The following is a 13,215-nucleotide window of genomic DNA, read 5'->3' as shown; positions in this document are numbered from 1 at the left end:
CCTCCACCTGCTAGTCGTCCAGCAGCGCGATGAACTCCCGTGCCTGGGTGAGGGAGATGTCGGAGTGGCGGGTCAATGCGTTGGCCGCCGCCTCCGTGTCGCCGCTCCGGGCCAGGGTACGGATCCTGCCGTAGATCTCATCGTTGAGCATGTTGCTGCTCACCTCGCGCGTGACGTCGCCCTTGCTGGCGATGGCCCGGTAGCGGTAGGGGAACCGCTGCGGCTCGTCGTCGTCGTCCTCCTCCTGGACGGACTGTGGCGGCTCGTGGCGCCGATAAGGCTGGGGGTGGGCCGCCAGGGCGCCTACGGCGTCGCGTGAGGCCCTCAGCCCCTCTCCGGTGATCTCGTAATACAGTTTGATGGCGGCCATGGCCTGGCCCTGCGCGATCAATGCGTAAAGCCGCCGGTGTTCCTCTTCCGACAACCGGTCCGCCGCTGCCCTGGCCAGCTCCTGTGATGTGGCGGCAGGTTGCGCCGGTGTGGAAGGGTGTGCGGCCTTGCGCTTTCGGCCGGCGCGGTACGCCACCGTCACCCCCGCAACCACCGCGAGCAGGATAAGGACCGGGACCACAAGGGATTCCATTTTCACGAGCCGTTCTGTGTACTTCCTGGCCCTCGCCAGGTGCGGTTGCTTTGCTGGCCATCAGCCCAGCCATTGCCTGCTGCCGGGTGTGCGGCTGCATGTGCTGGCTACCAAGAATCTTAATCCAGATACTGGTTATCCACAGCAATATTCACCGGTGCGCATACAGTCCGGGGTCCTGCCCGTCAAACTCCCCAAGCGGAATATGAGCAAGCCCACGGCATTGTCCTGCCTGCCCGTGGAGCCACCCTCCTGCCCGCTCCCCGGCGCCGCGCCCCCACGGGGCCTGTGGATGAAATTCCCCGGAAGAAATATTTACTCCACATGCTATTGGATGCGTTTCCGCAGGTCAGAGCGGTGTGGGAGGATAAAAAACTTCTATATCCACAGGCTTCCCCACAGGCTGTGCACAAGCTATGCCGCTTACTGCACAGGTTATCCACAACCTTGCGGGCATGCTGGCTTTGCTGCCGGGACCCCGGCGGTTAGCGTAGCGGGGTACCTGTTCTTCGCGGCCGAAACAGGGCCTCTCCTGCTTCGGCGGGACCCAGTCGGCCGCTTCCCACGTGTAGCTGTGGAAAAGCTGTGGATACTGGGGATAACTCCAGGCGGGGGCTGTTGGGGAACGCTTGCGGCGCTCAATTGTCAGAGCCCGAGGGTAGAACTGGACACGTAGCGGGAGCCGGATTGCCGGAGGCCGCGAGCAGGACGGAACACCGGACGCACGCCCGGTACAAATGGAGGACGGCAGCTTTGTCAATCGCGCATCTGGACCCTGTCGAGGCAACCCGTGGATCGGACGCCAGCAGGAAGCCCCCGCAGGACATCGCTGCCGAACAGTCCGTACTGGGCGGCATGATGCTTTCCAAGGACGCGATCGCCGATGTTGTGGAGATCCTCCGCGGCCAGGACTTTTACCGGCCCGCCCATGAGACCATCTACGAAGCCATCATCGACCTGTACGGCCGCGGCGAACCCGCGGATGCTGTCACCGTCTCGGACGAGTTGACCAAGCGCGCTGAAATCAACAGGATCGGTGGCCCCGCCTACCTGCACGAGCTGATCCAGACCGTCCCCACTGCTGCCAATGCCGGCTACTATGCCGAGATCGTGGCCGAACGTGCGGTGCTCCGCCGGTTGGTGAACGCCGGCACCAAGATCGTGCAGTTGGGCTACGGTTCGGATGGCGAGGTAGAGGACCTGGTCAACCAGGCGCAGGCAGAGGTTTATGCCGTGGCCGAGCGCCGCACCGCAGAGGACTATGTGGTGCTGAAGGACGTCATGGAGTCCACGGTGGACGAAATCGAGGCCTCGGGCCACCGCGGTGAAGGGATGGTTGGCGTCCCCACCGGTTTCTACGAACTCGACGAACTGACCCATGGACTCCACCCGGGCCAGATGATCGTCATCGCTGCCCGCCCCGCCGTCGGTAAGTCGACCTTCGCCCTGGACTTCGCCCGTTCCGCAGCCATCAAGCACAACCTGGCCACTGTCATGTTCTCCCTGGAAATGGGCCGGAACGAGATCGCCATGCGCCTGCTGTCGGCCGAGGCCACCATCAGCCTCCAGGATCTCCGCAAGGGAACCATCAAGGACGAGCAGTGGTCCAAGATCGCTACCACCATGGGACGCATGAACGAGGCGCCGCTGTTCATTGACGACAGCCCCAACATGTCCCTGATGGAGATCCGCGCCAAGTGCCGCCGCCTTAAGCAGCAGCACGACCTCAAGCTCGTGGTCCTGGACTACCTCCAGCTCATGAGCTCGGGCAAGAAGGTGGAGTCCCGCCAGCAGGAAGTCTCGGAGTTCTCACGTGCACTGAAGCTTTTGGCCAAAGAACTCCAGGTCCCCGTGATCGCGCTGTCCCAGCTGAACCGTGGATCGGAACAGCGCCAGGACAAGCGGCCCATGGTCTCGGACCTCCGTGAGTCCGGCTCCATCGAGCAGGACGCCGACATGGTCATCCTGCTCCACCGCGAGGACGTCTACGACAAGGAGTCCCCACGCGCGGGCGAGGCCGACATCCTGGTGGCCAAGCACCGTAATGGTCCCACCAAGGACATCGTGGTGGCGTTCCAGGGCCATTACTCACGGTTCGCCAACATGGCCGGCGACGCCGGTGGCGGCGGTGGCTTCTAGGAGCCCTGCGCCAGCAGATGGTTGGGCAGCCGGTTCCCGGGCGCCGTACCCCGGATCTCCAGGAGTTCGCGGGCGTGGGCGTGGAGCCGTTTGTCTTCGTCGCTGACCGGCACCCAGGCGGGGACGGGCACTGACGTGCCTTCGTCGTCGCGCGCCACCATAACGGTGAGGCAGTAGGTGGTGAGGTTCAGCTCCCTGCCCTTGGGATCGCCGGAGCGGACGTGGACGGCGATGTGCATGCCCTTGGTCCCGGTGTACACCAGCCGGGCTTCCACCTCCACCACATGGCCGATGAGCAGCGGGCGGTAGAAGCGCACGCCCCCGGAGAACACCGCCACGGTGTCCCGGCCGCAGTAGCGTGAGGCACAGACGTAGGCGGCCTCGTCGATCCACTTCATGACGATGCCGCCGTGGACCTTGCCGCCCCAGTTCACGTCGGTGGGGGCCGCCATGAACCGCAGCGTCACCCGTTCGGCCGTGCCGGAGTCGGTATATTCCTGCCGTTTCATGGCTTCCACGATCTGCTCGCGGACCTTGATCCTGGCCAGCGCATGGTCGCGCTGCTCGATCTCCTCCGGAGTGACGGGCTCGAACTGCTGTACCGGAACGGGCTTGCCGTCCGCTCCCACGGCCACGAAGATCACCATGCACGTGCTGCGCATCGTGGCCGGACCGCCCTTCGGGTCGCCCGAGGAGACAACGGTACGGATGTGCATGGATGACCGCCCGGTGTAGACGATGGTGGCCTCCACCTCCACCATGTCCCCGCTGTTGACCGGATCGGCGAAGTGGATGTTGCCCACGTAGGCGGTCACGCAGTAGGACTTGGCCCATCCCACCGCTGCGGCATACGCCGCCTTGTCCACCCATTCAAGGACCGTGCCGGCATCCACCGATCCGCTATGGCCCACGTCGGTGGGGGCGGCGAGGAAGCGGAGGGTCACGGAGTTGGGGCGGCCGGTCTCAGTCATGGTGCGATCTTACTGACGGCCCCGGTTACCGGCCGGTTGGGACCGCAACAAACTGCCCCCCGCATTAACCACAGCGGCGGCTACGCACCTGAGTGCGCAGCCGCCGTCCGGCAGTGGTGCTTCCGTTCAGGCCGGACTAGGCCAGGGCCGCAAGTTTGGAGTTGCTGCGGGCGAACAGCGCGCGGTCTATGGAGAAGCGGCCGGCACCGGTGAGGGCCAGCGCGAACGATGCCGCGGCCAGGAGCAGGACAAGCTCATACCCTCCGTTTGCGGCAAAGATGCCTGCAGGGGCATGAACCAGGAAGAGGGCGCCGAGCATGTCCAGGACAAGGAGTGCGGCCACCACGCGGGTGAGGATGCCCAGGATCAAGGCAACCCCGCCGGCCAGTTCCAGGACGGCGATGGAGGGAGCCATGAGTTCTGCGGCGGGAACGCCCATTTTGGCGAAGGAAGCCTGGGTGCCGGCAATGGTCCATTCGTTGAACTTCTGCCATCCATGGGCTGCGAAGAGGAAGCCGAGGATCAGGCGGAGGGCGGTGAGGGCTGCGGTGGTCAATCGTGGCTGGGTCATGGCTCCACCCTTCCGGACAATTGGTTGAACTGTCAACTAAAAGTCGAGAGGTGTGGTGTTTCTCATGCCCGTCCGCGTCCTGTCGGTGCACCCGGTTAGGCTGGCACCGTGCCCCAAAAATCCGCCCCGGCAACCACGGCCGCCACCCGCGGCCCGGCCCGGGAGATACTCCGCCTCGCCGTCCCTGCCTTCGGGGCGCTGGTGGCCGAACCCCTCTTCCTGCTGGCGGACTCCGCCATCGTGGGGCATCTGGGTGTTGCCCAGCTGGCGGGGGTGGGGCTGGCATCGGCCGTGCTGCAGACCGCCGTCGGGCTCATGGTCTTCCTGGCGTACTCCACCACTCCGGCTGTTGCCCGCGCCATTGGTGACGGGCAGTTGGGCAAGGCCCTGGCGGCAGGGCGCGACGGCGTATGGCTGGCGTTGATCCTGGGCGTGCTCCTCGCCGTGGCCGGCTTTGCCGCCGCAGAGCCGCTGATTGACCTCCTGGGCGCCGAGGGCAGCGCCCGGACCTTCGCCGTCGACTACTTCCGTTGGTCCATGCCCGGGCTTGTGGCCATGCTGTTGATCTTCGCCGGCACCGGCGTGCTGCGCGGACTGCAGGACACCCGTACCCCGCTGGTGGTGGCCACCGCTGGATTTGGCGTCAACATCGTCCTGAACCTCTGGCTTGTCTACGGACTTGGCTTGTCCGTGGTGGGCTCCGCGGTGGGGACCAGCCTTGCCCAATGGGCCATGGCACTGGTCTACCTGGTGATGGTCCGCCGGAACGCGGTCCGGCACGGCGTAACGCTGCTGCCAAGCTGGCGGGGAATCCGCAGCATGACCCGGGTGGGGTCCTGGCTCATGCTGCGCACACTCAGCCTGCGCGCCGCGATCCTGGCCACCGTGCTGGTTGCCACCGCCCAAGGCGAGGTGAATCTCGCAGCCCACCAGCTGGCCATGACCATCTTTTCCTTCCTGGCGTTCGCGCTGGATGCCCTGGCCATCGCTGCCCAGGCGCTTATTGGAAAGGAGCTGGGCGCATCCAACGCGGCCAGGGCCCGGCTGCTGACCGGAACCATGATCCGCTGGGGCGCTGGCTTCGGCGTGGTAACCGGCCTGCTGCTGGCCGCGGCGGCACCATGGGCCGGGGCGCTGTTTACCCCTGACCACCAGGTGCAGCAGGTGCTTACCGTGGCACTGTGGGTCCTGGCCGCGGGGCAGCCCATCGCCGGTTACGTCTTTGTCCTGGATGGTGTGCTGATCGGTGCGGGGGACGCGCGCTACCTCGCCCTCGCGGGACTGGTAAACCTACTGGTCTACGTGCCTCTGCTGGCATGGGTTGCGCTGTCCGGCGCCCATGGTGCCTCCGGGCTCGGCTGGCTCTGGGTGGCCTTCGCGCTGGGGTACATGGCGGCGCGCGCAGTCACCCTGGGCCTGCGTTCGCGCTCCGACCGCTGGATGGTGCTCGGCTCCGCCTGAGGCGGTCCCGGTTAGACCTCCCAGCCGCCGCCACTAAACTGGACCGGTGACGCAACCATCCACCCCCGCGGGCGCTGCTCCCGGAACCGCCCCCCGTAACGACCTCTGGAAGCCGGTCCTGCTCCGTTCGGCTGCTGCGCTGGTGTTTGGCGCCGTGACGGTCTTCTGGACTTCTCCTTCCGTCGAGGTCATGGGCTGGGCCGGGGGGCTCTACCTCCTGGCCGCAGGGGTGGTATCCCTGCGGACCGTCCCCGCAGCGGGCTTCGCCCAGAACTCTGCCCCCGGCAAGCTGCTCTCCGCCGGCGGCGCAGTCCTGGCCGGGGCCGGCTTTGCCGTACTGCTCCTGCACAGCGACCTGTTGTTCGGCGTGGTCGCCGCCCTGGGGCTGGGCGTGGCCGGCATCCTCGAGCTCGCCTGCGGCCTGCAGCACAAGGGCCGCCACGTACTCGCAAGGGACTGGATTGCCTCGGGGGTCCTCAGCATCGGAACGGCGGTGCTGCTGCCGTTCTTCATCAACCTTGGCGCCCACGCGCTGCTGGGTGTAGCCGGTGGCGGAGCCATTATCTCCGGCGTCCTGTGGGTACTTTCCGGGCTGACCCTGCGGCACGATGCCCGCGCCGGGGCAGGAAAGCCGTAAACTAGGGGGAGCGCCTTCTACTTTCTGTAGAAAATGGGTGCGACACCGCAAACGTAAACCAGGCCGGCCGCGCGCCGCCTGCAGGGAGGAATCACTGTGGCTGACCAGCATCAAGGAAAACCGCGCAAGCTGCGGACCTCGGTGAAGGGTCCCCTGATGTTCTCCGCATTCTGGGCCGTCGTCGCCTTCGTTGCGGTGCTGATCTTCGCCTCCGGGGGGAGCGCACGCGCACCCCGCTTCGACCTCGCTTTCACCGCAGCCGGCATCGCCTTCATCGCCACCCTGGTGGTCGCCGCGATGCTGTCCATGAGCTACAAGGAGAACGCGGAACACCTGGGCAAGGGCTCGGGCGTGAACTTGAGCTCCGCGCCCAAAGCCCCCCACGGAGGCTCCAGCCACGGCTTTGGTGCTCCCGGCAGCCAGAACCCGCCGGTCCCCGGCGACGATACGGACGGCACGCCCCGCTAACCTGCCGCGGCCTGCCTGGCGCGGTAGGCGGCAACATGGGCCCGGTTGGCGCAGTTGCCCGTATCGCAGTACCGCTTGGACCGGTTGCGGCTCAGGTCCAGCACGCCGGCGTCGCAGTCCTCCGACTCGCAGATGCGCAGCCGGTCCATTTCCTTGCTGCGGATGACGTCAGCCAGGGCCATGGCTGCCTCAGTGCTCATCCGGTCCGCCAGCGGCGCCTCCGGTGCAGTGGCATGCAGGTGCCAGTCCCACCCGTCGTGCTTCATCAGCTGGGGCAGGGCATTCGCGTCACGCAGCAGCCGGTTGACCGTGGCCACGGCGGCGTCCTCATCCGCCGTCCATACGGCGGCCAGTTCGCGGCGCAGCTTCAGCACGCTCTGCAGTTCCGCGGCATCCCGGGTCCGGGCTCCGGAAAATCCTTCCGCGTCCAGGAAGCTGTCCAGGTCGGCAACGGAGGCCAGTCCTTCGCGGCCGTTTGCGGAGGTGTTGATGAGGTTCACCACCGTGCGCAGCGCCACCTCCGTGTCAGGGGCGAAAACCATGTTGACTCCTTACAGCGCCGAAGCGTAGTGTCATGAGCATTACCCCACTTTACTCCTGACAGGAGGCGACGTTGCCTGCCGCCAACAAGCACCACCCCACTTCGGAACTGCCCGCCACGCGGACCGGCTTCCTTGCGTCCGGGCTCGGCATCGCGTTGTTCTCCTCGGCCGTCTTCGGCCTGTCCGGATCATTGGCCAAGTCGCTGCTGGAGACCGGATGGTCCCCGGGCGCGGCCGTCACCGCCCGCCTCACAGGCGCTGCCCTGATCCTCGCCCTGCCCGCAGTGTCCGCATTGAGGGGCCGCTGGCACCAGTTGCTGGACAACTGGCTCACTATCGTGCTGTTCGGCCTCATCGGCGTGGCGGCCTGCCAGTTGTTCTACTTCAATGCAGTGGCACGCCTGTCCGTCGGAGTCGCGCTCCTGCTGGAGTATCTGGCCCCGGTCATCATCGTCCTTTGGCTCTGGGCCGCCAGCCGCCGTCGCCCACGGGTGTTGACCGCCGGCGGGACGCTGCTGTCGCTGGCCGGACTGGTGCTGGTCCTGGACCTCACCGGCGCCGTGAAGGTGGATCTGGTCGGCGTCCTCTGGGGCATGGCTGCCGCGGTTTGCCTGGCCATCTACTTCTTCATCACGGCCAAGGAAAACGACACCCTGCCGCCTATCGTGCTGGCTTCCGGCGGACTCATGGTGGGTGCTGCAGTCATGTGGCTTGCGGCCGCCACGGGACTGCTGCCGATGGCCTTCACCACCGCGGACACCAAACTGGGACCGTGGACCACGCCCTGGTGGGTGTCGCTTGCGGGGCTGGTGGTGCTGGCAACCGTGCTGGCCTACACCTCGGGCATCATGGCGGCAAGGGCGCTCGGCTCCAAGGTGGCATCCTTCGTGTCCCTCACCGAGGTCCTTTTTGCCGTGCTGTGGGCATGGCTGCTGCTCGGTGAACTTCCGGGCCCTGTCCAGCTCCTGGGCGGCGTCCTCATTGTCGGCGGCGTTATCCTGGTCAGGCTCGACGAGCTGCGCGCATCCGGGGCCGGCAACGGCAGGCTGCCGGCCTCACCGCTGGAACACGCGAACGACGTCGAACCAGTCCCTTAACCGCGCCCGCCGCCGTCGTACGCAGAAAAAGTGGTATGCCAACAAAAAGGGCAGGGACACCGCGTGGTGTCCCTGCCCCGCCAGTATGTGGCGGTAAGCCTAGTGAGAGGCCTGGCTCTGCTCTTCGGCGTTGCGCTTGGCCTGCGCGCCGGCTTCCTTCAGTGCCTCGGCAACCTTGGTGAGCATGGCGGTGTGCGTACCGGACCACTCGTTGCGGAACTTGGTGGCGTCCGGGCCTTCCCAGTTGGTGCTGCTCAGAACCTTGGTGAGAGTGGACTTCTGCGTCTCGATCTCGGACGCCCCTGCCTGAAGCTTGCTGCCGAGCTGGCGAAGCTGCTCAACGTCTGCACCCCAAATAGCCATCAGTTTCTCCTTGTTAGGTCGTGGATCCGAACCAGATCGGCATCCCCAGCGGCCCCCCGGCTCATCCGGAAGATCCATTGCCTAAAACCTATCCCGGCCCCCAAACAGTGTCGATGGGCAGCCCTGCCCATGCCGGGCTCCCCATGGACGCCGGGTGGAGACCATGAAAAAGGGGTCGATCCCAGGCGTTGGAAGAGCCTAGCATGGCGTTATGTGCCGGAATATCCGAACCCTCCACAACTTCGAGCCGCACGCCACGTCCGAGGAAGTGCACGCGGCGGCGCTGCAGTATGTCCGCAAGATCAGCGGGAGCACTAAGCCTTCCAAGGCCAACCAGGACGCCTTCGACGAGGCCGTGCACCAGATCGCGCACATCACGCAGCACCTGCTGGACTCCCTGGTGACGCAGGCGCCGCCCAAGGACCGGGAGGAAGAGACTGCCAAGGCCAAAGCCCGCGCCGCAGTACGGTACGGCGCGGCCTGACCCAGCCTCCGCTGCCTGCCGCTACTTGCCGAAGCTGCGCAGGCGCAGTGAGTTGGCCACCACCAGGACGGAACTGGCGGCCATCGCGGCGCCGGCGATCATCGGGTTGAGCAGCCCCAGTGCAGCCACCGGGATCCCCACCGCGTTGTAGAAGAACGCCCAGAAAAGGTTGGTCTTGATGGTGCCCAGGGTCTTCCGTGACAGTTCGATGGCTTGGGCCACCTGGTGGAGGTCATTGCCCATCACCGTCAGGTCCGCCGCTTCGATGGCCACGTCCGTTCCCGACCCCATGGCAATGCCCAGGTCGGCCTGCGCCAAGGCCGCGGCGTCGTTCACGCCATCGCCGGCCATGGCCACCGTGGCACCCCGGGACTGCAGCTGTTTCACCGCTTCCACTTTTCCTTCGGGCAGGACGCCGGCGTAGACATCGCCTGGCGCAATGCCGACGGCGGCAGCCACCCGGGCGGCGACCGCGGCGTTGTCCCCGGTCAGCAGGATGGGCCGCAGGCCCAGCGCCTTCAGCCGGGTGACGGCGGCGGGGGAGCCTACCTTGACGCTGTCCCGCAGGCTGATGATTCCGGCCGGCGTGCCGTCCACCGCCACGCAGATGGCCGTGGCACCCCCTTCTTCAGCGCCGGCCAGCTGGGCCCGCTGGCCTGCATCCAGGACAACACCACGCTGCTCCAGCCAGCCGCTGCGCCCGGCCATGACCTGCCTGCCTTCAACGGTTCCCGACACTCCGCCGCCCGGGGCGGAACTGAAGCCCTGCACCGGCGGCAAGGTGCCGGCGTCGTTCGCTGCAGGTGCGGAACGTGCTCCGGACGCTGCAGCCGCGATGGCGCGGGCCACGGGGTGCTCGGAGGCGGCCTCCACTGACCCGGCGAGTCGGAGGACGTCCTGATCCGTGAAGCCGGGGAACGCGGAGGTGGCGTCTACGGCCAGGATGCCGGTGGTCACTGTCCCTGTCTTGTCCAGCAGGATGGTGTCTACGGTGCGGGTGTCCTCCAGAACCTGCGGGCCCTTGATCAGGATGCCCAGCTGGGCACCCCGGCCGGTGCCCGTGAGCAGACCCACCGGGGTGGCCAGTCCCAGGGCGCACGGGCAGGCAATCACCATGACGGCGACGGCGGCGGTGAACGCCTGGCGCAGGTGCCCGCCGTCAGCGTCGGGGCCGGCCGCCAGGAGCCAGAGCACGAAGGTCAGGACGGCAATGCCAAGGACCACCGGCACGAAGACGGAGCTGATGCGGTCCGCGAGCCGCGCGATCGGGGCTTTACCGGTCTGGGCCTGCGACACGAGCCGGGCCATCTGGGCAAGGGTGGTCTCCGAGCCAACCCGGGTTGCCCGCACCAGCAGGCGGCCGGACGTGTTGATGGTGGCACCTGTGACGCGGCTGCCCGGGCCCACCTCGACCGGGACGGACTCGCCGGTCACCAGCGAAGCGTCGACGGCGGACGCACCGTCCACCACCACGCCGTCGGTGGCGATCTTCTCGCCCGGGCGGACCACCAGGACATCGCCCACCTGCAGCCGGTCCGCCGGGATCTTCTGTTCGCTGCCGTTGCGCAGGACAGTGGCATCCTTGGCGCCCAGGTTCAACAGGGCCTGCAGGGCATCGCCGGCCTTCTGCTTGGCGTTCGCCTCCAAGTACCGGCCCAAGAGCAGGAAGGTGGTGACTACCGATGCAACTTCGAAGTACAGGCCGCCGGGCATGCCCTCCATCCCGGGGTGCTCCGTCATTCGCGGGTCTGCCAGCAGCTGCCAGGCCGAGAAGAGGTAGGCCGCCGCCACCCCGAGCGACACCAGCGTGTCCATGGTGGAAGCAAAGTGCCGGGCATTGATGGCGGCCGCCCGGTGGAAGGGCCAGGCCGCCCACGTGACCACCGGCAGCGCCAGGACCGCGGCCACCCAGCCCCAGTTAGCGAACTGGAAGGCGGGGATCATGCTGATCATGAACACCGGGACGGTCAGGACAGCCGCCAGGATGAGGCGGGGCCGGAGCCGGGAAGCCGGGATCGCAGCGACCTGGTCCGCTGGTCCCGCCTCAGGAGCCACTGTGTGCTGCGGCCGAAGTGTGGCCTTGTAGCCTGCGGCGTTGACCGTATCCACCAGCTGTTCGTCGGTGATTCCCGCCGGGACCGTGACGTGGGCTGACTCCAGGGGCAGGTTGACCGTTGCTGCGACGCCCTCAAGCTTGCCGAGCTTCTTTTCCACGCGGTTGACGCAGGAAGCGCAGGTCATTCCCTGGATGTCCAGTTCGACGATCCGGGTTCCCGGCGGGTGCAGCAGTTCTTGGTGGCTCATATCAGCTTTCCGGTGTGGGAATGGTTCTTAGGCTTCGTTGGCGACCACCAGATAGCCGGCCTCGGCCACGGCTTCCCCGATGTCAGTGGGTGAGAGTTCCTTGTTTGCGCTGATGGTCACGGTGGAGATACCGCCGGCGTTCAAGTCGACCTTTACTTCTTCGACGCCTTCGATGGCTTCGAGTTCTTCGCTGACAGCCGATACGCAGTGCCCGCAGGTCATGCCGGAGACGCTGATGGTTGTGGTGGTGGGGGAGGTGGTGCTCATGGCTTGCTCCTTCTGTAGGTTCCGGCGGTGGCCGGGGGATTGTGGGATGGTGTCAGCGAAGCAGCCGGCCGATGGCGTCGGCGGCTTCCTTGACCTTGGCGTCGATGGCTTCAGCGCGGGCGTCCGGGTCCGGCTCGGAGGCTGCACCCACCACGCAGTGGCCGATGTGCTCTTCGACCAGACCAAGGCTTACTGCGTGCAGGGCCTTGGTGACGGCGGCAACCTGGGTGAGGATGTCGATGCAGTACTTGTCTTCATCCACCATTCGGGCAATGCCCCGGACCTGGCCCTCGATGCGCTTGAGGCGGCGGAGGTACGCGTCTTTGTTGCCCGTGTACCCGTGCTGCGGGGCAACATGCGCCTCTTCGGGAACCTGATCAACTGCCGCGGCGGCGACGGCTTCTTCGATAGCGTTCATGAGATCAACGTATACCCCCATAGGGTATAACCGCAAGTACCCCCAGGGGGTATCTCTCACCTCCTCGGCGCCTCCCCGGCGCCTACGGGGGGCTGCGGGCTGCGCTGCGGGGGCACAAAAAAGCTCCGGAGTGCGTTATTGGGGGATACGCACTCCGGAGCAGCTTTTGGGCAATTCCGGCTTCCACCGAGGTGGAGCGACCTTGCTTGAATCAGCTTACTGGCTGGTAGTGGCGCTGCGCCAGCATCCCGAATAACTACTTTCGCTTTACTTTAAGCTCCCCTGCATCGGCGCAGATTTCCGTGCCGATGAGCACCTAGGGACGGTCTTCGTGGGCCGGCTTCCGGTAGGGGACCACCAGCACCGGCCGGCTTTGGTGGTGGCTGAGCCACGCGCCGACGGACCCGTTGAGGGCCTCTGAGAGCCGGTGCGAAAATCCGCGTTCGGAGGTGCCCACGATGATGATGGGGGCGTCGAGTTCGGCTGCCACCTGGCCCAAGGCGCGGGCCGGATCCCCGGTGAGGGTGCGGAAGGACCAGTCCAGGGAGGCACCCTCTGATGCCAGTTTGTCCACGACGGCCTGGACATGTTCTTTCAGTTCTGTTGTCAGGGCCAGCATGTCGTCATTGGCGTGCGGGTCGCGCGAAAGCCGGTGTGCGGAGCGGGCAGGATCCCATTCCACCAGGTAGCTTGCTTCATCCACGTAGGCGCAGACCAAGGGTGTGCCCAGTCGGGCAGCCAGGGTCGCCGCGGTTTGCAGGACTTCCGGGTGCTGTTTGGGCATGATTCCCACCAGTAGCGGGGTGCCGTTGAAGTATTCCCCTGTCATGGGGCCCATTGTCCGTCCGGCGAAGGGGTGTGAACAGGTACGTTCGGCCCGGAAGGGCCTGGAGGTCGCGGAAACCTCCGG

General features: G+C 66.4%; 15 protein-coding genes. 6 read left to right on the top strand and 9 right to left on the bottom strand.

The annotated features are described in order from the left end of the window. Positions 1–10 precede the first annotated feature (10 nt). Positions 11–583 carry a hypothetical protein gene (locus LFT49_RS20900; RefSeq protein WP_237429298.1) on the bottom strand — a complete coding sequence of 191 codons (573 nt, stop codon included), beginning with the start codon at positions 581–583 and terminating at the stop codon, positions 11–13. Positions 584–1,336: 753 nt separating this feature from the next. Here LFT49_RS20900 and dnaB point away from each other — a divergent pair. After that, on the top strand, positions 1,337–2,722 hold the full coding sequence (gene dnaB / locus LFT49_RS20895) for a replicative DNA helicase (protein ID WP_236800347.1): 1,386 nt from the start codon (positions 1,337–1,339) through the stop codon (positions 2,720–2,722). Here dnaB and LFT49_RS20890 read toward each other — a convergent pair. Both LFT49_RS20890 and LFT49_RS20885 read right to left on the bottom strand, forming a co-directional pair. Continuing rightward, positions 2,719–3,693, bottom strand: a complete 975-nt coding sequence (locus LFT49_RS20890) for an acyl-CoA thioesterase (protein ID WP_237429297.1) — start codon at positions 3,691–3,693, stop codon at positions 2,719–2,721. The two genes, dnaB and LFT49_RS20890, sit on opposite strands and share 4 nt — an antisense overlap. 136 nt (positions 3,694–3,829) lie before the next feature. Next, the gene (locus tag LFT49_RS20885) at positions 3,830–4,264 is read right to left on the bottom strand and encodes a DoxX family protein (protein WP_236800345.1); all 435 of its coding nucleotides are present in this window, start codon (positions 4,262–4,264) and stop codon (positions 3,830–3,832) included. A gap of 108 nt (positions 4,265–4,372) precedes the next feature. On the opposite strand from LFT49_RS20885, the gene LFT49_RS20880 reads away from it, so the two are divergent. The 3 genes from LFT49_RS20880 (at position 4,373) to LFT49_RS20870 (ending at position 6,830) form a co-directional block, all read left to right on the top strand. Then, positions 4,373–5,725 carry an MATE family efflux transporter gene (locus LFT49_RS20880; RefSeq protein ID WP_237429296.1) on the top strand — a complete coding sequence of 451 codons (1,353 nt, stop codon included), beginning with the start codon at positions 4,373–4,375 and terminating at the stop codon, positions 5,723–5,725. A 46-nt stretch (positions 5,726–5,771) separates the two neighbouring features. Further along, positions 5,772–6,362: a hypothetical protein gene (locus LFT49_RS20875; protein ID WP_237429295.1), complete on the top strand. Its 591-nt coding sequence runs from the start codon at positions 5,772–5,774 to the stop codon at positions 6,360–6,362. Positions 6,363–6,458: 96 nt separating this feature from the next. Continuing rightward, a complete protein-coding gene (locus LFT49_RS20870; RefSeq protein ID WP_237429294.1) occupies positions 6,459–6,830 on the top strand; it encodes a hypothetical protein in 372 nt (123 codons plus the stop codon). On the opposite strand, the gene LFT49_RS20865 is transcribed toward LFT49_RS20870, so the two are convergent. Next, positions 6,827–7,372 (bottom strand): CGNR zinc finger domain-containing protein, encoded by a 546-nt coding sequence (locus LFT49_RS20865; RefSeq protein ID WP_236800341.1) that lies wholly within the window; start codon positions 7,370–7,372, stop codon positions 6,827–6,829. The genes LFT49_RS20870 and LFT49_RS20865 overlap by 4 nt on opposite strands. Positions 7,373–7,443: 71 nt before the next feature. On the opposite strand from LFT49_RS20865, the gene LFT49_RS20860 reads away from it, so the two are divergent. Continuing rightward, the gene (locus tag LFT49_RS20860) at positions 7,444–8,469 is read left to right on the top strand and encodes an EamA family transporter (RefSeq protein ID WP_237429293.1); all 1,026 of its coding nucleotides are present in this window, start codon (positions 7,444–7,446) and stop codon (positions 8,467–8,469) included. Between the two features lie 99 nt (positions 8,470–8,568). Here LFT49_RS20860 and LFT49_RS20855 read toward each other — a convergent pair whose 3' ends face one another. Further along, positions 8,569–8,832: a WXG100 family type VII secretion target gene (locus LFT49_RS20855; RefSeq protein ID WP_043448478.1), complete on the bottom strand. Its 264-nt coding sequence runs from the start codon at positions 8,830–8,832 to the stop codon at positions 8,569–8,571. 211 nt (positions 8,833–9,043) lie between these two features. Here LFT49_RS20855 and LFT49_RS20850 point away from each other — a divergent pair, with 211 nt between their 5' ends. Further along, complete coding sequence (locus LFT49_RS20850) at positions 9,044–9,316, top strand: DUF2277 domain-containing protein (protein WP_237429292.1); 273 nt, start codon at positions 9,044–9,046, stop codon at positions 9,314–9,316. Positions 9,317–9,337: 21 nt separating this feature from the next. Here the strand turns inward: LFT49_RS20850 and LFT49_RS20845 are convergent, their stop codons facing one another. The 4 genes from LFT49_RS20845 to LFT49_RS20830 form a co-directional block, all read right to left on the bottom strand. After that, positions 9,338–11,620, bottom strand: a complete 2,283-nt coding sequence (locus LFT49_RS20845) for a heavy metal translocating P-type ATPase (RefSeq protein WP_237429291.1) — start codon at positions 11,618–11,620, stop codon at positions 9,338–9,340. A gap of 27 nt (positions 11,621–11,647) precedes the next feature. Beyond that, complete coding sequence (locus LFT49_RS20840) at positions 11,648–11,887, bottom strand: heavy-metal-associated domain-containing protein (RefSeq protein ID WP_236800337.1); 240 nt, start codon at positions 11,885–11,887, stop codon at positions 11,648–11,650. 52 nt (positions 11,888–11,939) lie between these two features. Further along, a complete protein-coding gene (locus tag LFT49_RS20835) occupies positions 11,940–12,305 on the bottom strand; it encodes a metal-sensitive transcriptional regulator (protein ID WP_237429290.1) in 366 nt (121 codons plus the stop codon). Positions 12,306–12,621: 316 nt separating this feature from the next. Continuing rightward, positions 12,622–13,134 carry a universal stress protein gene (locus tag LFT49_RS20830; RefSeq protein ID WP_237429289.1) on the bottom strand — a complete coding sequence of 171 codons (513 nt, stop codon included), beginning with the start codon at positions 13,132–13,134 and terminating at the stop codon, positions 12,622–12,624. Positions 13,135–13,215 lie beyond the last annotated feature (81 nt).

It is taken from the genome of Arthrobacter sp. FW306-06-A (assembly GCF_021870055.1).
In the GTDB taxonomy this organism is placed as follows: Bacteria; Actinomycetota; Actinomycetes; order Actinomycetales; family Micrococcaceae; genus Arthrobacter.
Note: the sequence above shows the minus strand (reverse complement) of the source record. Positions and strands in the feature narration are given on the sequence as shown.